The organism is Myxococcus sp. CA005 (assembly GCF_006518205.1).
Taxonomy (GTDB): Bacteria; Myxococcota; Myxococcia; order Myxococcales; family Myxococcaceae; genus Myxococcus; species Myxococcus xanthus.
In genome coordinates, this window is the sequence record NZ_SRLV01000057.1 from 25,495 (window position 1) to 46,214 (window position 20,720).

Sequence of the window (20,720 nt, forward strand, 5' to 3'; positions counted from 1 at the left end):
GGATAACACTCCAGGAGTTACAGGGGTTTGGTGATTGGCGTGAATTCTGCTCGGGGGGGCGACACGTCAGGGGCGTCATGGGCCGGCGTAACTCGACTCCCCCGAACCTCTTCAGCCGATCCGAGGTCTGTATGCGTTCCGTGTTCTTCCTCTGCGTCTCGTTGGCATGTCTGTCGTTGGCTCGAACCGCCGAAGGGGCTCCTTCTGATGACATGCGACACGCTGTCTCACGGGCCGCGGCGCTCCAGGGCGTGGCGCTGGCGGAGGGCGCGCCGGTCAGCGCCGCGCTCCTTGGTTCCAGCAATCTGGGAGGCAGTGAGCGGGTAGCGCTGTTCGGCGACGTGGCCCACTACCGCTACCGCCTGCAGGTGGGGCCGTCGCAGCAGGACGTCGTCACCCTGCACCGGGTGGTGCGGGAGGACTGGGCGTGGCGGCCGGCGCGTGCGACGCGCGCGGTGTTCATGGTGCACGGCGACGGGTGGGGTTTCGAGGCCGCGTTCCTCTCCAGCATCGGCTCCGCGTTCGTGCCACCGGAGCAGTCCATCGCCGCGTACCTGGCGAAGGAGGGCGTGGACGTGTGGGGCATCGACCTGCGGTGGGCGGGCGTGCCGCAGAACACGCAGGATTTTCGCTTCATGAAGAGCTGGACGCTGGAGACGCACGCGGCCGACGTGGGCGTGGCGCTGGGCGTGGCGAAACTGCTGCGGCTGGCGGGCGGCAACTTCATGGGCACCATGCACCTGCTGGGCTGGAGCCGGGGCGCGGTGGTGGGCTACGCGTACCTCAACCGCGAGGCCCGGCTGCCGCGCGCGCTGCGCCAGGTGGACGGCTTCATCCCCATGGACATGGCGGTGCGCTTCTCTCCGCAGGACGCGCAGCAGCAGGCGTGGGCGTGTGAGCGCTATGAGGCGCTGAGCAATGCCCGCCAGGAGGGCCAACTGGAGGGTGGCCTGCTCGGGCCGGCGCCGGGCATCATGTTGCAGGCCATTGGCCAGCTCGCCGCGGTGCAGCCGGCCGCGCCGTCGCCGCTGGTGCAGGACGACATCTTCGGGCCGGGCACGGGCCGGCCCTCGAACCGCAAGCTGGCCCTGGTCGCGGCGGGCGCGACGAGCGTGCTCTTCGCGCCGCTGCAGCCGGTTGTCCCGGCCTACCACCTGATGGGCAGCACGCCGGATACCATGGGCCTGCCGGAGCGGCTGTCCTTCACCCACGAGGGCTACCTCTTCGAGTTCGGCCAGCGCGCCGCGCCGTACCAGAGCATCAACGAGGTGGTGGAGACGGAGGCGTGGGCCTGCGGGAAGCACGTGCCCTACGGCGACCGCCTGCGTGACGTGAAGGTGCCGGTTCTGTACGTGGGCGCCGCGGGCGGCGTGGGCCGCTACGGCGAGCACAGCGTCACGCTGCTGGGCAGCCGGGACGTCACCCTGCTCAACGTCAGCACGCTGCCGGAAGCCGCGCGCGCCCTGGACTACGGGCACGCGGACCTGTTCCTGGCGGACGACGCGCGAATGCGCGTCTGGAAGCCCATGCTCCAGTGGATTCGCGCCCACTGAGGCGCAAGGCCTAGCTGTCTCCTTTCCACAAGCCGTGGCGCCGGACCCGCCGGCCCAGCGTCACCGGGTCCATCCCCAGCGCCACGGCCGCGCGCCGCAGCACCCCGCCGTGGCGCTCCAGGGCCTCGCGGATGAACTCCCGCTCCACCCGATCCAACCGCGCGCGCAGCGAGCCATCCCCACCCGGCTCGTTGCGCAGGGCCAGGGTGGAGCCCAGCACCGGCGGCAGCAGCCGCCGCGACACCACCTCGCCCGGGCGGGAGAGCAGCACCGAGCGCTCCATGACGTTGCGCAGCTCGCGCACGTTGCCCGGCCAGGCGTAGGCCCGCAACGCGTCCACCGCGTCCGGCGCGATGCCGCTGGCTGAGCGGCGCAAGGTGCGGTTGAACAACTCCAGGAAGTAGAGCGCCAGCTCCGGAACGTCCTCCGGCCTGTCCCGCAGCGGGGGGATGTCCACGGTGAAGCTGTTGAGCCGGTAGAAGAGGTCCGCGCGGAAGCGGCCGGCGCGCACTTCCTCGCCCATGTCCTTGTTGCTGGCGGCCACCACGCGCACGTCCACGTGGCGCACCTGGGTGCCGCCCACCGGACGCACGTCCCCCGTCTCCAGCACGCGGAGGAGCTTGGCCTGGAGGTTGGCGGTGGTGTTCTCGATTTCGTCCAGGAAGATGGTGCCGCCGTTGGCGAGCACGAAGAGCCCGGGGTGGTCCGCCACCGCGCCCGTGAAGGAGCCCTTCACGTGGCCGAAGAGCTCGCTCTCCAGCAGCGTCTCCGACAGCGCGCCGCAGTCCTGCACCACGAGCGGCACGTCCCCCCGGCCACTGAGCCGGTGGAGGATGCGCGCCAGCACCTCCTTGCCCGTGCCCGTCTCGCCTTGGAGCAGCACGGCCACGCGGTGGGGCGCCACCAGGCGCACCAGCTCCATCACCCGCTGCATGGCGGCGCTGCGGAAGCCCACCTCATCCCCGCCGCGCCCGCCGGGGGCCGGCGGCAGCTTCTGCGACAGGGCGCGCTCGCGCAGCAAGCTGCGCTCCAGTTCCAGCGCCATGCGCCACTGTTCGGTGCGCACGCCGTGCTCACGCCCCGCTTGAAGCACCGCCTGGTGCAGGGCCTCCCGCGTGGGTGAAGGCCCGAGCGCGCGGAAGATGCGCCCGTCGTTGAAGAGGGCCACCAGCCGCTCCGGCGCGGCCGGCGCGCAGTAGACGATTCGCGATGCCAGGTCACTGGGTGGCCCCGCGCCGGAAGGGTCCGCATCGGCGCGGCGGGCGGCCAGGGACTCCACCAGGGCCAGGGCCTGCTCCTCGTCCTGACCGCACACCACCAGGCACGCCGCGTCCCCGCGCGTCACCAGCGCGTGGGCATCCGACGGGCTGGCGGCGAAGTGGAGCTGGGCCACCCCTTCCAGCGCGGCCGTCACCGCGCGCGACTCCTGCTCGGTGGCGAAGGCCACCACCACCTGGAGGTGCGACGAGGCGAGGTAGCGCGCCAGCTTCACGCCGTCCGCTTCCTCGAAGGCGCGGAAGCTCACGCCCATGGCCGCCACCGCGCCGGACGCGTCGTGACGCCAGCGCACCACGCCGCGCACGCGGATGTGCTCACCAGAGTCCGGAAGGGAGAACGACAGCTCCACGTCCTCGCCCTCACGCGGCCCTTCGGACGGCGTGTGCGGCGTGGCGATGAGCCCGATGCCCGTCTCACTGATGTTGACGGCCCAGCACCCATGGAGCGCGGGCTGCGTCACCACCTTCACGTACAACGGCTTGCGTTCGCTTCGAGGGGCGTAGGCGGACACAGGCCGCGTCATGACCACCACAGTCTACTTGAGGGATGAAGCGACGTTGACAATTTGCGACGTTAGAAGATTCGCCAGCCATCACTCGACCTGGATGTAGGTACAGGTCATGAACGACCGGGCGGCGGAAGGTATCAACAAGCAAACGAGCCCGTCTCGCGGCATGAGACACGTCCTCGTGCTCCCCCTGCGCCGCCGCTGCTGGCATGCTGGAGCCGTCTTCATGGCCATCGCCGCAGGCACCCCCAGCTCCGGCCCGACGCTCCGGATTGCCCAGCGAGTCCCCCGCACGGAAGCGGAGGGCCCCGGTGTGCGCTACGCCCTCTGGGTCCAGGGCTGCCCCCTGCGCTGCCCGGGGTGCTGCAACCCGGAGATGTTCGCGACCGAACGCGGCACCGTGGAGACGGTGGAGGCACTGGCCCAGGCAATCCTGGCCACGCCCGGTATCGAGGGACTCACCCTGCTGGGCGGCGAGCCCTTCTCCCAGCCCGGTCCCGCCGCGGCGCTGTGCGAGCGCGTCCGCGCCGCCGGGCTGAGCATCATGGTCTTCACCGGCCACACGCTCGCGGAGCTGCGGGCCCAGGCGCGGGACGACGTGGACCGGCTCCTCGCGACGGTGGACCTGCTGGTGGACGGCCGATTCGAAAAGGACCAGCCGGAGACGGCGCGGCGGTGGATTGGCTCGCGCAACCAGGTGATGCACTTCCTCACCGGCCGCTACGCTCAGGACGACGCGTGCTTCACCGCCCCGAACACGGCGGAGGTGCACTTCGTCGGCGGCAAGCTCGTCATCAACGGCTGGCCCGCGCTCGCCGACCGGCTCCGTCCATGATTCGCGTCGCTCCGTCCGAGCTCGAGCTGCTCACGCTCGCCCGCGCCATCGTCGGCCTGGGGCAGTACGCCCCCGTGGAGGACCTGCTCCGCAACCGGCACGCCGTCCCAGCGAAGTTCAGTCCCGGCGCGATGCAGGTCCTGCGGGACACGCTCGCCAAGGGCAGCGTGATGGCGCTCGCCCGATGCGGCGGCTGGCGCCAGCAGCTCACGGTGCGCGACGGGCAGGCACGCACCGGCCGGCTCTGGGAGCGGCATGCTCCGCCCCTCCTGCGCTTCTCCCCCCTCACCTTCCACGTCCTGAAGTGGCTTCTGGAGCAGCCCCTGACGAAACACGGGGCCATGCCGCTGGAGGTGGACGGAACCCCCACGCTCGCCGACGAACTCATCCTCTTTCTCTGCTGCCGCCTGGTGGCGGGCACCCCCTGCGCGCCGACCCTGGGCGCACAGCACCTCTTCCGCCGCTCCGCCCTCTGCTGGCTGGGCTTCCCGGAGCAGTTCGGAACGCACCGTCCGGAGTTCGATGCCACGGCCTTCGCGCCACTGCTGGCGGACGGCGCGTGGCTGCTGGAGGCGCTGCGGCTGGAGCTCGTGCTGCGTTGGCGTGGGTTGGAGGAGTCCAAGCGTCACATCGCGTCTCCCGAGGACGCGCTGGCCCTGGGCACCGCGCAGGAGGCCGTGCTCGCCGCGTTCCTCGACGCGGTGGATGGCGCGGGCCGAAGGGACCTCGCGGGCTTCCTCCTCGAAGCGGCGCGCCCGTTGCTGGAGCAGCCCGCCACGCGCTGGGTGGAGGGCCTGTCTTCCTCGGCGACGTTGTCCTCCCGGGCCACGGCGGCTCGTGCCGCCGCCGCCTTCCTGCGCGCGCTGGGACGGCTGTCGCGTTGGGACGCGGAGCACCGCGCCGTGCGCTTCTTCGACGACGACTACGACGCCGCCCAGCACCTGCTGTCCGAATGGAACGCCTTCGGTGAAGCAGGCTTCCGCCGCGCCGAGGACCACGCCCGGCAGCTGGCCACCGCCCTCACCAGCGCCAGCGGCGCCTCCGCCACACCTCCACCTTCCTCCGCCGGGAGCGCTTCATGAGCCGCGCCTACCGAGTCTCCGTCTCCGAGTCCCTCAACCGCGTGGTCCAGGCCGAGGACGGCCTCTGCTCCAAGCTGGAGCTGCTCCCGCTCCTTTCGCGCGAGGAGCTGGCCGGGCTGCTCGCGGCCGAGCTGGCGAACCGGGGCTTCACGCAAGAGGGCGACGTGGCGCTGCGCACCGAGGCGGATGGTGTCCGCATCGCCATCGACGTCACCACCGGTGACGTCAGCGTCACCCTCAGCGGCGAGCAGGAGGTGGAGCTGAAGGCGCGCGGCGAGCTGGCCGTGGAGAGCCCTCACGAGGTGGAGCAGGCGAAGCTGCGGGCCCAGGACCTGGCGCGCGCGCGGCTGGAGGACGCGGCGGACGTCGCCACGGACAAGCTGCGACAGCAGGTCACCCAGAAGCTCGAAGGCCGGCTGAAAGACCTCAAGTCGGAGCTGGACTCCATCTCCAACAAGGTGACGGCGGAGGCGCTCAAGGTGCGCGCCGGGCAGCTCGGCACCATCGAGGAGGTCCACGAGGACGCGGCGACGGGCTCACTCACCATCAAGGTGCGCGTATGAGTCAGCGCATCCCCGAGGAGTCACTGCCCACGGAGCTGTCGCCCTTCGCCGCCGTCGAGGCCGCCTACCCCGCCGAGCTGAACCGCGTCTGCGAGGCGCTGCTGCGCGGGCTGCCCGTCATGGTGGAGGCGGACAAGGAGCTGACGCCCTACTTCTACAAGTGCCTGCGAGACAGGCTGAAGAAGGACGGCAAGCAGTTCCTCTACCTGGACGGCCGCACCGCGCAGGAGCCTCCACCGGGCATGCCCGCGCCCAGCATGATGGCCACGCTCATCGCGCAGCTCCGGGACGCGGTGCGTGGCGCGGTGCGCGAGCGCATCGTCGTGCTGCCCCACCTGGACCTGCTCACCACCAGCAGCGGCGGGCTTACCAGCGAGGCGCGCGAGGTCATCCCCCTGTTGTACGAAAACCCGGAGATGGTCTGGGTCGGGTTCAAGGACCCGTCCTTCGCCGTGCCGCGCGTCATCGAGAACCTCTTCCCTCACAAGGAGAGCATCCTCGGCGTGGGGCGCGACCGGCTGCGCTACCTCATCACCCAGCGCGAGTGCCGCAAGTTCGGAAGGGGCCTGCAGCCCTACGCCCTCTACAAGCACGTCTCCGGCATCAACGCCGTGCGGCTGCGTCGCCTGCTGGGCGCCATCACCGGCGAGGACTACCCCGCCAACCCGAAGCCCGCGTATGCGCAGTTGCGCTCGGCCACGCTCACCGGTTCGCTCAGCGTGCCGGAGCTGGAGCTGCACGCGGACATCGGCGGCTACGCCAAGGTGAAGCAGCGGCTCCAGCAGGAGATTCTGGACGTCCTGGCGCACAAGGACACGCTGAGCGACCCGGAGGCGGTGAAGCGCGTGGAGGCGCTGTTGCCGCGCGGGATGATTTTCTGGGGCCCTCCCGGCACTGGCAAGACGCTGTTCGCCAAGGCCATGGCCTCGTCGCTGGGCGCGGCCGTCCAGGTGGTGAGTGGGCCCGAGCTCAAGAGCCGCTGGGTAGGCGAGAGCGAGGAGAACCTCCGGCAGATCTTCGTCCGCGCGCGGCAGGCGGCGCCCAGCATCATCGTCTTCGACGAATTGGACTCCTTCGCGTCGGCGCGTGGCACGTACACGGGCTCGGGCGTGGAGCACTCCATGGTGAACCAGCTCCTCACGGAGATGGACGGCTTCCGCAAGGAGGAGCTGGTCTTCGTGGTGGGCACCACCAACTTCGTGGAGTCCCTGGACCCCGCGCTGCTGCGCCCGGGCCGCTTCGAGTTCCAGCTCTGCATCCCCTACCCCAACAGCGCGGACCGGCGCGCCATCCTGTCCATCTACAACCAGAAGCTGGGCCTGGAGATGACGGAGCGCGCGCTGGACTACGCGGTGAAGCGCACGGGTGACCGCGTGGAAGGCACTGGCACGCGCTTCTCTGGCGACCACATCCAGGCCCTGTGCCGGGCACTCGCACGTCGGCGGTTGCGCGAAGGCGCCCAGGGCCCCACCGAGGCGGTGGACGTGGAGCGCGCCCTCACGGAGTTCCTGGACCGGCCGGAGCTCACGCCCATGGAGGAGCGCGTCGTGGCCACACACGAGGCGGGGCACGCGGTATGCGCGCTCTTCTGTGAGCACGCGCCCGCCATCGACCGCATCAGCATCCGGGGTGACCTGGCGGGCTCGCTGGGGCACGTGCAGTACGCGGACCCGGCGCACCGGTACGTCGTCACGCGAGGCCAGTTGCTGGACAGCATCTGCATGCTCTTCGGCGGCCGGGAGGCGGAGGCGCTGCTCCTGGATGACCTCTCCCTGGGCAGCGCACATGACCTGGAGCGCGCCACGGAGATTGCGCGCGAGTTGGTGGAGGACCTGGGCATGGGCGGAGACGGCGTGCCCGTGCGGCGCTTTGATGCACCGGGACGGCAGGCGGACCGGCATGCCCTGTCCGACGCGACGCGAAGCACGCTGGAGGCCGCGATTCAGGAAGTCCTGGCCGTCCAACGGGCCCGGGCCCGCGATATCCTCCAGCGCGAGAAGGAGCGGGTCGTGGCCCTGAGAGATTTGCTCATCGAACGCAAGGTGTTGGACCGCGAGGCCTTCACCCATCTGGTGCCCGCGCCCGTGGCGCCGAAGAAGGAGCCCGCGCTTGGCTAGCCTCATCCTCCGCCTCCAGGTGGACCCGGCGACGGGCCGCAAGGACGTCATCATCCAGTACGAGAGCGACGCGGACGCGCTGCCCATGGAGCACGAGGACGAGCACCGGCGGCTCGTGGACTCGCTCATCCAGGGCGGCACGCTGAAAGCCTCCGAACTGGGCCGCGTCATCGTCCAGCGCGACACGCCGTCGGGCAAGGCGGCCGAGCCCACCTCCACCGCCGAGGACGCCTCCGAAAAGGTCAGCCAGAAGGCCTGATGTCCATGCTCGTCTTCACCAGTGAGGAGGCGCTCCACCTGGCGCTGACCTCCGGACTCGTCCCCGCCGAAGTCCAGGCCGCACCCGCCCGCTATCATCGGACGCCCGACGGAGCGCTTCACGTCCTGCCGGAGGTGATGCCCGCGAAGGATGTGCTCGCGCACCTCGCGTCCCTCGGCGTGCACGTGACGCGGAGCCGCGCGAAGGAGGCCACCCCAGTCCTCTGCTGGGCGGAGCTGGTGACGGCGCGGCGCGTGCCGCTGGAGAGCGCACCGACCGGCCCGGTGCTGTTCCTGCCCCCGAGCGCCGATGCACTCCTCCCCTTGGCGGGCGAGATGCTGCGCCTGGGGTGCGACCGGCAAGAGGTGTGCTTCGCCCAAGCCTCGGGGGGAAGCGGACAGCGCGCCTTGCTGCGCGCGATGGCACCGCCCTACTTCACCCTCACCAGCGCGCTGGACGCCTCGGGCCCGCTGCGTGCCTTCGTTCCCGCTGTCCCAGGGCAACACGCCGTCTGGGTCGAGGTGGGCTACACGCATCCACTCGCGCGCACGCTGCAAGCGCCCGCGGGGACGTTGCTGCTCGTCCGTGGCGAAGGCCCCTGGCTGACCGCGCCGGACGGCCCGTGGACGGACCTGTACCAACACACCGACCTGCGGCTCCCAGCCCCGGGCAAGGACTGGACGCCCGCGCCCACCCCGGGCCGGCTGACGGTGCCGCTGCGCCTCACGCGAGCCGCACGTACGGAACCCGCGAGCCTCTGGGTGCTGCTCGAGAATGCGCTCGCCCAGGTGGAGTCCCTGGTCCACACGGTGCCAGAGCCGCTGCTCGCGCAACTTCGCTTCGCCGTCACGGGGCCACCGGAGGCGCCGTGCATCGTGCTCCGTGCCCGAGCGGGCCGGGAGCGGCCCCCGGAGCTGGGCCTGTCGGGCATGGCGTACGCGCCGCTGCCTCAGCTCGCGGACCTCTTCCTGCCGTGTGACGGACTGCTGGAGCCCCCCGTGCGAAGGGACCGCCTGCGCGCGTTGCTCGTGCCGCAGGCCGATACCGTGACGTGGCTCCACCCCACCGGGGGTGGAGGCTTCCGCGCGGAGCGGCTGCCGGAATCCGCGTTCCAGCCGCTCGACACGTGGGTGGACTACGTCGTGGATGCCGACGCCGACGCACTCATGCCGTGGGTCCGGAGCGCCAGCTTCGACTTCGCCGCCTTCGAGGCCGCGGAGGGTGAGTGGCAGAGCGCCGCCCGCGCGATGCAATCGGACGAAGACGAGGACCGGAGCCCGCGAGGCACGCGCCGTAGCCGCCGTGAAGTGCCGGCGCCCCCCGTGACGCCTGCGAGCCCGCCCCCCATTGTCGCGGTCCGCGTCGCCCAACCCGTGCCCACCGGCGTCCGCCTGGCGCCGCTCACGCCCGCGCAATCCAGCGCGGTGGAAGAGGAGCTGGGTTCGCTGGAGAAATCGTTCCTGGCCCTGGAGGTGCCCGCCGATTCGCCGCAGCGGCAGGAGCTCTGGACGCGCATGGCGGAGCTGAACGGACGGCTGGGCCGCAAGCGCGACGCGAGCCTGTGCTGGACGCGCGCGCTGTGGTCCGCGTCCGACACCGAGGCCACCGAGCTTGCACTGCGCTGGTCCGATTCAGAAAACGAAGGAGGCGCCACCCCCGCCGAACGGATGGCGTCACCCGCGCCCACGGGCGATGACGTGCGCAGCGTCGCCAGCAGCCTGGTGCGCGCGGTGTGCGTCCCAGGTGCGCCCGCGCCTGTCGACGTGGCGGCACTGCAGCGGTGGCTGGACCGGCATGACGCGGAGCTCGACGTCCGGGCGCTCTGGCTCACGCGGACGGCGCTCGACACGCTGGCGGGTGGCGATGCACTCGGACTTGCGCGAGCGGGCGACCGGCTGCTGGAGATGCTTCAGCGAGGACTTTCCCTCGCGAGAGACGTGCCGCGCTTCCTGCGAGGTGGCACCGATTCGGCCCATGCGCCCCGGGTGCTGGCGCAGCTCGAGGCCCTGCTGGAGCGGTTCGAGCACACACCCCGTCGCCGCTCGTCCATCGAAGCGGCGCCCGCACTCACGCTGGCCTATGTCCGCTATGTCTTCGCCGTGGGACTCGCGCGGCTCGGGCAGGCGGACCGTGCCCGCACCCTGGCGTCCGCGGCGGCGGAGGCAGTCGATGCGAAGGAAGCCATCCACGGCTTCCTTTCCCGAGCGTACGGCGCGCGCGTGGCCCAGGCCCTGGAGGGCCAGCCGCCCGAGACACCGCTGCCCTCCGACATCGCCGCCGAACTGAATGCCCTGGGGACTTTCCAGCGGTACAAGGTGGATCGGCTGCGGCAGGCGTCGGCGCTGTTGGAGCCAAGCGAGCGACTCGACCCCGCGAGGGCCTTCGGGCGCGGCGCGAGGGACTTGCGCGGAGAGGAGTTCGCCGCCCTCCGCGACTTGAAGGACCCGGCGCACGTGGCGGCGCAGGTGGAAGCCCTCACGGGCCGGGCCACCGATGCGACGCTGCCCGCCGAGGAACGGCAACGGCTCATCGGAGGCCTGCTGGACACGCTGCCCCGCGTCGCGCCGGCGCGTGCGCTTCCACTCCTGAACCGGCTTGTCTCATCGATGGAGGCGCTTCCCGGTGAAGCCCAGGCCGTGATGCTGGGGGATGCCCTGACGCTGGCGGCCCTCTTCGGCCGCGCGGACCACGCGATGACGCTGGCGGCACGGCTGCGCAAGGTGCTCACTGCGCTGGCTCCCACGTCGCCCGCATGGGGCCAGGGCATCTTGGGTGTGAGCCTGCGCGGCCTGCGCCGGGTCGGCCTGTCTCGCGAAGCCGCCGAGATGGTGGACGCGGCGCAAGAACGCCTGACGGGACCCAAGACACCGCTGACGGCGCGGCTCGGCGTCGCGGCGGGCCTGTCCATGCAGGGGCGCACGGCCGAGGCCGTCGACGTGTTCGACGCCGCCTTCGAGTCACTGGGCGCGGCGAAGGGCGGACTCCCTGAGCGGCTGGCGCTGATGCGCAGCCTCGCGAGCGCACTGGCACATGCCCCCGTGGAGCTGGCGCTTCCGGGGCTGGCGCGCATCTCGGAAGGGCTGCCAATCATCACGGACAGCTACAACACCAACAGCCACTTCTGCCTCTCCGTGGTGGAGCTGGCGGACGCACTGGTGCAGGGCCACGTGGAGGTGGCGCAAGGCACCGGAGAGCGTGCACGAAGCTGGCTCGACGAAGACGAATTCCTGGTGCGACGGCGCATCCATCGGGAGCTGGAGGAGCGCACATGAGCAGTCTTCCCGCCATCTCCGAGCTGACGTTCGACGCGCTCTCGAGCGAGGCCCACGGCCTTCGCGAGCGCCTCAACCGCTTCCGCCTGGCGCTGGGCCGTCACTTCGTGGGCAAGCAGACGCTGGTGGACCTGATGACGGTGGCGGCGGTGGCGCAGGAGCCGCTGCTGCTCGTGGGCCCACCGGGCACGGCCAAGTCGGACCTGGTCCTCAAGTTCCGGGACGCGCTGCGCATCCCCAACGAGGATTACTTCGAGTACCTCCTGACGCGCTTCACCGAGCCGTCGGAGGTGCTGGGCCCCATCGACATCAACCTGCTGCGCCAGGGCCGCTACATCCGGCGCGAAGGCGGCAAGCTGCCCACGGCCCGGCTCGTCTTCCTCGACGAGGTCTTCAAGGCCAGCTCCGCCATCCTCAACGCGTTGCTCACCGTCATCAACGAGCGCAAATTCTACCAGGACGGCGCGCCGCAGCCGGTGAAGCTGAAGGTGCTCTTCGCCGCCACCAACGAGCTGCCCGAACACGCCGAGCTGGGCGCGCTCAAGGACCGCTTCTGCCTCAAGGCCGCGTGCCGTCCGGTGCAGGACCGCTACTTCCTGGAGCTGCTGGACTCCGGCCTGGATTCGCAGACGCACCGGGAGATGAACCAGAAGCCCTGGGCGGAAGGACACGCCACGCTGGACGACGTGCTCAAGGCCCATCGCTACCTGACGCTGATGATGGGCAAGCGCGAGACGGGCCCGGACGGCCGCGAGCTGCGCGACCGCGACCTGTTCTTCCGCGATGACTTGCTGCGCGAGTTCCGCCGCGTGGTGCAGACGCTGACGCGCGAGGACGGCGTGTTCATCAGCGACCGCAAGCTGGTGAAGCTCTACCGCCTGCTCCGGACGCGGGCGTGGATCTTCCACGGCGGTGCGGTGGAGCGGCAGGACCTCCAGCTCCTCTCGTACCTGGGCGAGACGCGGGAAGAAATCGACCTGCTGGAGGAGAAGGTACCCCGGCTGCTGGGCCTCTCGTAACTCGACAAATTCATTAAAGCACAAATGATCATTAGAACAAGTGCTACCACCAAAAGATGGATTGACATCGTACTTCTTTCCATCGCGGGGGCCGCAGGAGCGACTTTCCTCCTCCATTCATTCCCCGCCCACCCTGAGCTATCGCATCTATCAAAATGGGCGTTCCCTCCTGGAGCCATCCTACTAACCATTCTACTTTCAACATCGAATAAAGGCCGACTATCAGCATGGTCTGGATTTCGACACTTCCCTAGTCACCCACCGACTTGGCTAGCAGCCCTACTGGGCTTCGCCCTCTTATCTACGTACATCACTCTAATTCCCCCCGAAGCGGCGCCCGTTAGCTGCAAGGGGATTGACTTCCCTCTGCTTCGAGAAATGGCATCACAAGGGAAGTTCGGCATTTTACTAGCCCTAACAGCAGGCGCATTCACGACTCTCATTGGCAGGAAGGCAAGCATCTACTGGGCAACACGCACCACCCACCGAGCCCAATCAGAACCCCAAGTCCTGAACACAGGCAACCCGCCCAGAGACACCACAGACCGCACAACCACTCAAGCCCTCCCACCAAACGCCATCGCCTTCGACTACAACGATCTGCTCCCCTGGATTGAAAACGACCAACCAATCTCGCATCCCAGGCTAGATGCGTTTGGTCACGCGCGCATCGCAAAGCGAATTACCGAGCGACTCTTCTCACCAAGCGCAAAGCGACCCACACTAGCTCTAATCGGCACACTCGGAAGCGGAAAAACCTCGGTCTTCAACTTAGTCACGCACGAACTACATGCCTTGAGGCTCCTAGACACAAAGATCTCTGTAGCCAGACTAAGTCTATGGCCCTTCGACACCGTCGAAGCCGCGATTCGAGCAATTCTAGAAAAAATAAACAAAACACTAAGTCAGCACATCAACACAACGCCAATGTCGGGGCTCTCAGATGAATACATAAACGCAATCGAAGCGGCCGGCGGATCCTGGGGGCGCCTACTCAAAGGAACGAGAGATCCTTCAGCAATCCTGGAGGATTACAACCAAGCTGCATCCGCCATCAACCTAACAATCGTAGTCTGGATCGAGGATCTTGAACGCTTCGCCGGAACAAGCACACTTAATGACGAAACAGAAACCGATCGCCTCAAACCAATCAGATCGCTTCTCCACCTACTGTCTGAATTCCAATCCCTCCAGATAGTCCTGGCCTCATCATCCCTCAATACTCGGTTTGATATCGAAAAAATCGCACGCTATGTAGAAGCCATCCCATCAATCCCTCCCAGCAAGACTGCAAATATCCTCAATCGCTTTCGGCAAAAATGCCAAAGCAGCGCTCAAAACATTATCGACCCAGCCCGCCCTGAGGCAAGAGCGCACCTGAACCTCCCCGATAGCGAATCCGAACGAGATCTACGCTTCAGTCTTTTTTCTACCGACAACTTAATGTTCGCACTTGCGACATTATGCAACAACCCCAGGCGACTGAAGTTCACCCTAAGGTCCTGTCACGACATCTGGGAACGACTAAGAGGCGAAATCGACTTCGACGACGTTCTCGCAATATCAGCGATACGGACTGCTGAGCCGAAAATATTCTCCCTAATTAACGACCATATCGACGAACTCCGCTCACAGCGACAAAGGGACTCAAACAACAAATCGCTCTTTGCTCAAAAACTAGAAAAGATTCTTGAAGAGAGAGAACTCCACAAACGTTCCTCCATCATCACAATCCTGAATTTCACATTCCCAAACTGGTCGTCGAACAACAATTTCATCGACAGCTCCGACAAACCCCAAGGCCTTTCACGCCGAGACCATCGAGACTACTGGAATCGCTACCTGAGCCTTGCCCCACTTTCCGCCGACGAGCAAGACCAGCCGATTCTCCGAGCAATCAAAGCATGGGACAACCACACATCCGATGACTTAATATCCATTCTCACGCACACAAACAGCAGACACACCGTCGAGGAGTTCATATCCTGCCTGATTAGCCCCAACCAACTCACCCGCCTCCTCTCCGAGGTAATCAGGCTTGAAAGTAAACTCCCTGCCACAACATGGACTGCCTCACAGCCAGAGAGCATGGTCTCCGTCTGGCGAGCAATGCACAAACAAGCCCCCCCGGGCGACGAACTTACCGCCACAATACGGCAGCTCGTCATTCAAATAGCACCGAGCAACCTACCACTCACCCATGCACTAATTCACTTCTTCGCCCAACATGATTCCGGAGTCCCCTCACTCCTGTCCGACACGGCCATATCCGAAATCAACCAGCAATTCCATTCAATCCTCTCAACCAAGTTCCCCCCAACCAACGCACAGGCACTAACACAGGCCATCAACGGCGGGAATGAACACACGCTTTTCTTGTGCAGTTGGGGACTCGACAGAGTAAGATCAGGACAATTGCAGGGCACTCCATTTGACGGCTGGCACACATTCTCAAACACAATTCTAACTGCCACCGAAACAGAGCCGGAAATCCTAATCCCTCAGATCCTCCCATTCATCACCACCCACTCGCGAGAGATGGTTCGAGAGGCCAACACTCCTCGCTGGAGAGGAGTCATTCGATTCAATCAAGAGGCCGCAGAATCACTATTCGACATCAAAAGACTATACAAAATCATCACCCAGCATCAATCATCAATCAGGGCCGACCATGAGTCTCGACCAGCATTGGAGATCGTTCTTGAAGCAGCTCACCTCCATATCGGCCCCAAATAGATCATCCTCAGAGGCCAGCACTTTCGACCTCCGTCAGCACTTTCCGTCAAACTCATTGACACCCAGACAATGAGTATCGAGGCGACAAGTCCTCAGGACACGGAGCGCTGGCTGTGCGCGGGGCTGTGCCTGATTCGGCACGAGGACCTCACGGCCGACGCGTTGACCTCGGCCGTGCCGTGGCTCCTCGCCACGCTCGCGGAGTCGCCTGCCCTGCCCCCACCCGCGTTCATCGCGGACCTCGGCCGGCTCGTCGCGGGGGTTCCGCTCGCGCCCTCCGCGCCCGTTCCCGATACCCAGCCTCGGCTGCGCGCGGCGGTGCGCGCGTATGACGACCACGTGCTGGCGCGCCTGGCCGCGGAGCCCCACCTGGAGGCGGTCTCCACCGCCCTCGCGCGGTTGCCCGAGACGCTCCGGCCGCGAGGTGTCGCCTTCCTCGTCGCGCGCGTCCTGTCCCGCATGGGCTTCACCGCGGGAAGCCCGGTGAGCCCCGCCCTGGCCCGGCGCGTCCTGGAGCGTCCGCCCACGGAGTTGCTCCAGGCGGGCTACACGGCCCTGCGCGAATCAGGAACCAGCGCCGCGCTGGACCGGCTGACCGAAGGCTACGAAGCCCTGGCGAGCGCGGCCCGGCGCGCCCATGCCCTGCTCGGCGACGCGGAGTCCTTCACGCTGGAGAACCTGGAACACCTCCAGGGCAAGGCGCAGCGGATGGCTTTGGAGCAGGCAGTGGAGGCGGCGGAGGCCCTGTCGCGAACCCTGCCGCCCAAGCTCCGCGCCCGTCCGGTGAGCACCGCACCGCTCCCCATGGCGTTGGAGGACGAGGCCGCCTTCCCACAAGGTGGATTCTCCTCCGTGTCCAACGTGGGCAGCCTGGAGAACCTCGTCACATCCGAGCTGGTCTACATGGAGGACGAGCCCAACCTTGACCTCTTCGACGTGCGCTATGTGGAGGGCGAACTCCTCTACTACACGCGCGACGAGAGCATCTCCGTTCGCCGCCGGCGCGTCATCACCTTCGTCCTGCCGCCGGACCTCGTGGATGCGCGCGTGAAGGACGCGGGGGTCCGCTGGCAGCGCGTCGTGGTGTCGATGGGCCTGCTGCTCTGCCTCGTGCGGCGGCTCTCCCTCTGGCTCGGCAGCGAGGAACTCCACTTCCGAGCCGTCTTCCTGCACGCCCATGACGGCGCTGTCCCCCTGGAGGCTGAACGCGGCCTCTGCGAGCTGCTGCTGCGCGAGTGGCGCGCCCGTGGCACGGCGGAGGTCCTCACCGCCTCCACGCTCGACGAGGTCCTGACGGATGCGGAAGCGCGTGCGAAGCGCGCGCGGGTGGACCTGGTGCTGCTCGACGCAAGTAGTCAAGTCGAGAGGATGTCTCATCCCGGCGCCTCCCGCGTCGAGCGGCACGTGCTCGACCTCAGCGGCCCCTCCCCTCGCGTGCGAACCATCCGAGACAAGCGAGAAGACCTGGATTCTCGAAAGTCGGAAGCGCCGATGGGCGCCGCCCTCAACAACGACCCTTGGGAAGCCTGGGTTGGCGTAACGCTTGAGCTTGCGCAAGGGCTTCTCTAGCGTCCGTTTCACAACGCGCCCCACCCGGCGCAACGGACGAAGGACGGGCCATGCCGCGGTACGAGTTCAAGGAAGGCAGCTCCAGCAAGTTCTGGGAAATCAACCTCTCCGGCAGCAGCTTCACTGCGCGGTGGGGCCGCATCGGCACCGACGGCCAGGAGAAGACCCAGACCTTCGGCTCTCCCGCCGAGGCCCAGAAGGAGCACGACAAGCTCGTCCGCGAGAAGGAGAAGAAGGGCTACGTCCTGGCCGACAAGAGCGACGATGACGATTCCGAAGGCGGTGGGGGTGAAGAGCCTGCATCCAATCCGGAACTCGAGGCCGCCATCCTCAAGGACCCGGACAACGTGGACGCGTACCTCGTCTACAGCGACTGGCTCCAGGGCCAGGGCGACCCGCGCGGCGAGCTCATCGCCATCCAGCACGCGGCCTCCCAGGCCAGCGGCACGGAGGCCAGCGACCTGAAGCGCAAGGCCACCGCGCACATCAAGAAGTACCAGACGCTGCTGCTCGGCGAGCTGGCGGCCGGGGTGAAGTCGGAGGAGCTGTCCCTGGAGTGGCACCTGGGCTTCATCCGCTCCGCGCGCGTGGGCCAGAAGGAATACGACTCTGACTTCAACGTCCCGGAGATGGCTGGGGCGCTGCTCAAGCACCCCTCCGCGCGCTTCATCCGCGGACTCACCATCGGCATGGCGAGCTTCGACGGTGAGAACGAATACGGTGAGACCGTCCAGGCGCTCGTCGAGGCCGGGGGCTCGAAGACGATTCAGGAGCTCTTCATCGGTGACTTCGAGTACCCGGACGACACCGAGATTTCCTGGACGCACCTGACCGACATCTCCGCCCTGCTCAAGGTGCTGCCCGACCTGCGCAAGCTGCGGCTGCGCGGCGGTGAGTTGGAGCTGGGCGCCATCGACCTGCCCGAGCTGCGCGAGTTCACGGTGGAGACGGGCGGCCTGCCGCTGGCGGCCGTCAAGTCCATCGCCAACGCGAAGTGGCCGAAGCTGGAGCGCCTGGAGGTGTGGTTCGGCAGCGACAACTACGGCGCGGAAGGCGGCGTGGAGGACATCCAGCCCATCCTCGACGGCAAGGGCCTGCCGAACCTCAAGCAGTTGGGCCTGCGCAACTCCGAGTTCACGGACGCGCTCGCCCAGGCGCTGCCCACCGCGAAGGTGCTCCCGCAGCTGGAGACGCTGGACATCTCCATGGGCACCCTGTCCGACGAGGGCGCGCGCGCCTTGGCGGACAAGGCGGCGGCCTTCGCCCACCTCAAGCAGCTCGACGTCACGGAGAACACGCTGACGGACGAAGGCCAGTCGCTGCTGCCCAAGGCGATTCCCCACGCCAACGTGGGCAACCAGCGCGACTACGAAGAGGAGTACCGCTACTCCGCGGTGGGCGAGTAGCGTCGCGGCGCACTCCAGGGGGTCACACCATGCCGCGCTTCGAGTACACCGAAGGCACTTCGAGCAAGTTCTGGGAAATCGAACGGAAGGACACCGTCGTCACCACCCGCTGGGGCCGCATCGGCACGGAGGGCCAGGAGAAGACCCAGAAGTTCAAGCAGACGTATGAAGCGCTGCAGGCGTACCAGAAGCAGGTCCTGGAGAAGACGAAGAAGGGGTACACGCGCATCAAGCCGAAGGACACGGCGCCCGCGGCCAAGACGAACCCGGAGCTGGAGGCCGCCATCCTCCAGGCTCCGGAGTCTGACGACGGCTACCTCGTCTACGCCGATTGGCTCCAGGGCCAGGGCGACCCGCGCGGCGAGCTGATGGCCCTCCAGCACGCGCAGCGACAGGCCCAGGGCGCGGAGTCCTCCAGCCTCAAGCGGAAGGTCGCGGCCCTGTACAAGAAGCACCAGGGAACACTGCTGGGCGTGGGCCTCACGTCGATGCTCGGCGAGAAAGCCCTGACGCTGGAGTGGCACCTGGGCTTCATCCGTGGCGCGCGCGTCGCGGCGCCGGGGTTCGACTCGGACGCCGACTTCGACGTCGTCGAAACACTGACGATGCTGCTCCGCAGCCCCTCCGCGCGGTTCCTCCAGGAGCTGACGCTTGGCCTGCCGGACAACGACGGTGACAACGAGTACGGCGACCTCATCAAGGTCGTCACCAGGCTGGCGCCGAAGACGCTTCAGCGGCTGTTCATCGGTGACTTCGTCTTCCCGGACGAGTCGGAGATCTCCTGGGTCAAGCTGGGGAACCTCGCGCCCCTGCTCAAGGCCCTGCCCCACCTCACCACCTTGAGGCTGCGGGGCGGAGAGGTGCGCCTGGGGCCGGTGGAGCTGCCGGAGCTGCGTCGCTTCACGATGGAGTCGGGCGGACTTCCTCGGCCCGCGGTGCAGTCCATCGCCAGTGCGAAGTGGCCGAAGCTGGAGCAGTTGGAAGTCTGGTTCGGCAGCGAGGAGTACGGCGGACGGAGCCGCCCGAGTGACATCCAGTCCATCCTCGACGCCACGGGGCTGCCGAACCTGAAGCACCTGGGACTGTGCAACGCGGCCTTCTCCGACGAGCTCGCGACCGTGTTGCCGAAAGCCAAGGTGCTGAAGCAGTTGGAGTCGCTGGACTTGTCGAAGGGCACGCTGATGGACACCGACGCGGAGGTCCTGGCGGCGAACGCGGCGGTGTTCAAGCACCTCAAGAAGCTAGATGTGTCGCAGAACCAGCTCACGCGAAAGGGCGTAAAGCTGCTGGCCTCGTTGTGCCCGGACGTGGCGGCAGGGAACCAGCGCGACATCTACGACGATGACGAAGGCGGCCGATACGTCGCGGTAGGCGAGTAGTCCGGCTTCATGGGCGCGCCTCCGTTCATCCTCATCGGCAACCCGGAGAACCGGCGCGTCACGCTGTTCCAGGACGCCCTCGCCAGGCAGGGGCTTCCCTCCGCGCACGTCGTGCCCTGGCGCGAGCTGCTGGCGTCGCCGGGCCTCCTGGCGAACCTGCCGGACTCGGAGGCGCTCGTCCGCATCGACTCCACGGGCGAGAACTGGGACGTGGAGAAGGCCCTGCTCAAGCGGGGCTACGCGGACGCCGTGGGCCAGGGCTGCTCCGTCCTGACGCCGGAGCAGGTAGACCGCCTGCCCGTGGACCGCGGCCGCATTCTCAGCCCCCGGCAGCACCACCTGGGCTTCCTGCGAGTCCTGGCGGAGCTGGAGTCCATCTTCGCGGCGCATCCCCGCTGGCACATCCTCCAGAAGCCCTCCGCCATCGCTGACCTCTTCGACAAGCGCATCACCTCCCGCCGCTACGCCGCCCTCGGCGTGCCGGTTCCCGAGCCGCTGGACGGTGTCACGGACGTGGAATCACTCCGCGAACGGATGCGGGAAGACGACTGCCGCGAGGTGTTCGTGAAGGTGTCGTGTGGCTCCTCCGCGTCGTGCCTCGCCATCTACCGGCGGGGGCGCTCGGCGGACACGCTGACCACCACCATCGAAGTGGCGAAGACGGGCTGGTACAACTCGCTGAAGGTCCGCCGCATCGAGGCCCCAGCACAGGTAGATGAAATCCTCACGTATCTGCTGGGCGAGGGCTCACAGGTGGAGCGCTCGATTCCCAAGGCCCGGCTGGGTGGCGACTACTTCGACTGCCGGGTGCTGATGGTCCGAGGCGAACCAGCCTTCACGGTGGTGCGGCAGAGCATGCGGCCCATCACCAACCTGCACCTGGGCGGCTGGCGGGGCGACTTGGACGACTTCCACGTGGCCGTGCCCCCCAATGAGCTCGCGAATGCCATGCAGAGCTGCCGCACGGTAGCGCGGGCCCATGACTGCCTGCACGTTGGCATCGACCTCATGTACGAGGAGCACTTCACCGGGCACCGGGTGCTGGAGGCCAACGCCTTCGGCGATTTGCTCCCCAACCTCCGCCGTGACGGGCTCACCGTGTACGAGTGGGAGATTCAAGAAGCCCTGCGTCAGCTTCCGTGAC

14 protein-coding genes are annotated in these 20,720 nt (G+C 67.6%); 13 read left to right on the top strand and 1 reads right to left on the bottom strand.

Annotated features, from left to right (window positions below):
- Positions 1 to 212: 212 nt before the first annotated feature.
- Positions 213 to 1,553, top strand: a complete 1,341-nt coding sequence (locus FMQ63_RS23770; RefSeq protein ID WP_225909949.1) for a hypothetical protein — start codon at positions 213 to 215, stop codon at positions 1,551 to 1,553.
- Between the two features lie 10 nt (positions 1,554 to 1,563).
- Here the strand turns inward: FMQ63_RS23770 and FMQ63_RS23775 are convergent, their stop codons facing one another.
- Positions 1,564 to 3,354 (bottom strand): sigma 54-interacting transcriptional regulator, encoded by a 1,791-nt coding sequence (locus tag FMQ63_RS23775; protein ID WP_171452317.1) that lies wholly within the window; start codon positions 3,352 to 3,354, stop codon positions 1,564 to 1,566.
- A gap of 211 nt (positions 3,355 to 3,565) precedes the next feature.
- On the opposite strand from FMQ63_RS23775, the gene FMQ63_RS23780 reads away from it, so the two are divergent.
- The 12 genes from FMQ63_RS23780 to FMQ63_RS23835 all read left to right on the top strand — a co-directional run bounded on the left by FMQ63_RS23780 (position 3,566) and on the right by FMQ63_RS23835 (position 20,719).
- Positions 3,566 to 4,174 carry a 4Fe-4S single cluster domain-containing protein gene (locus FMQ63_RS23780; protein ID WP_011552962.1) on the top strand — a complete coding sequence of 203 codons (609 nt, stop codon included), beginning with the start codon at positions 3,566 to 3,568 and terminating at the stop codon, positions 4,172 to 4,174.
- Positions 4,171 to 5,256, top strand: coding sequence for a hypothetical protein (locus FMQ63_RS23785; protein WP_011552961.1), 1,086 nt, complete (start codon positions 4,171 to 4,173; stop codon positions 5,254 to 5,256). Before FMQ63_RS23780 ends, FMQ63_RS23785 begins: the two co-directional genes overlap by 4 nt.
- Positions 5,253 to 5,819 (top strand): hypothetical protein, encoded by a 567-nt coding sequence (locus tag FMQ63_RS23790; RefSeq protein ID WP_011552960.1) that lies wholly within the window; start codon positions 5,253 to 5,255, stop codon positions 5,817 to 5,819. The genes FMQ63_RS23785 and FMQ63_RS23790 overlap by 4 nt, the downstream gene beginning before the upstream one ends.
- Entirely contained in the window at positions 5,816 to 7,936 is a 2,121-nt protein-coding gene (locus FMQ63_RS23795) for an AAA family ATPase (RefSeq protein WP_011552959.1), read from the top strand. The genes FMQ63_RS23790 and FMQ63_RS23795 overlap by 4 nt, the downstream gene beginning before the upstream one ends.
- Positions 7,929 to 8,195: a hypothetical protein gene (locus tag FMQ63_RS23800; protein ID WP_011552958.1), complete on the top strand. Its 267-nt coding sequence runs from the start codon at positions 7,929 to 7,931 to the stop codon at positions 8,193 to 8,195. Before FMQ63_RS23795 ends, FMQ63_RS23800 begins: the two co-directional genes overlap by 8 nt.
- Positions 8,195 to 11,467 carry a hypothetical protein gene (locus FMQ63_RS23805; protein WP_011552957.1) on the top strand — a complete coding sequence of 1,091 codons (3,273 nt, stop codon included), beginning with the start codon at positions 8,195 to 8,197 and terminating at the stop codon, positions 11,465 to 11,467. The genes FMQ63_RS23800 and FMQ63_RS23805 overlap by 1 nt, the downstream gene beginning before the upstream one ends.
- Positions 11,464 to 12,486 (top strand): AAA family ATPase, encoded by a 1,023-nt coding sequence (locus FMQ63_RS23810; RefSeq protein WP_011552956.1) that lies wholly within the window; start codon positions 11,464 to 11,466, stop codon positions 12,484 to 12,486. Before FMQ63_RS23805 ends, FMQ63_RS23810 begins: the two co-directional genes overlap by 4 nt.
- A gap of 378 nt (positions 12,487 to 12,864) precedes the next feature.
- Complete coding sequence (locus FMQ63_RS23815; protein ID WP_157811161.1) at positions 12,865 to 15,222, top strand: P-loop NTPase fold protein; 2,358 nt, start codon at positions 12,865 to 12,867, stop codon at positions 15,220 to 15,222.
- Between the two features lie 69 nt (positions 15,223 to 15,291).
- The gene (locus FMQ63_RS23820; RefSeq protein WP_011552954.1) at positions 15,292 to 16,791 is read left to right on the top strand and encodes a hypothetical protein; all 1,500 of its coding nucleotides are present in this window, start codon (positions 15,292 to 15,294) and stop codon (positions 16,789 to 16,791) included.
- Positions 16,792 to 16,841: 50 nt separating this feature from the next.
- Positions 16,842 to 18,197: a WGR domain-containing protein gene (locus tag FMQ63_RS23825; RefSeq protein WP_011552953.1), complete on the top strand. Its 1,356-nt coding sequence runs from the start codon at positions 16,842 to 16,844 to the stop codon at positions 18,195 to 18,197.
- A gap of 29 nt (positions 18,198 to 18,226) precedes the next feature.
- Positions 18,227 to 19,576 carry a WGR domain-containing protein gene (locus FMQ63_RS23830; protein ID WP_011552952.1) on the top strand — a complete coding sequence of 450 codons (1,350 nt, stop codon included), beginning with the start codon at positions 18,227 to 18,229 and terminating at the stop codon, positions 19,574 to 19,576.
- Positions 19,577 to 19,585: 9 nt separating this feature from the next.
- Entirely contained in the window at positions 19,586 to 20,719 is a 1,134-nt protein-coding gene (locus FMQ63_RS23835) for an STM4014 family protein (RefSeq protein ID WP_011552951.1), read from the top strand.
- Position 20,720 lies beyond the last annotated feature (1 nt).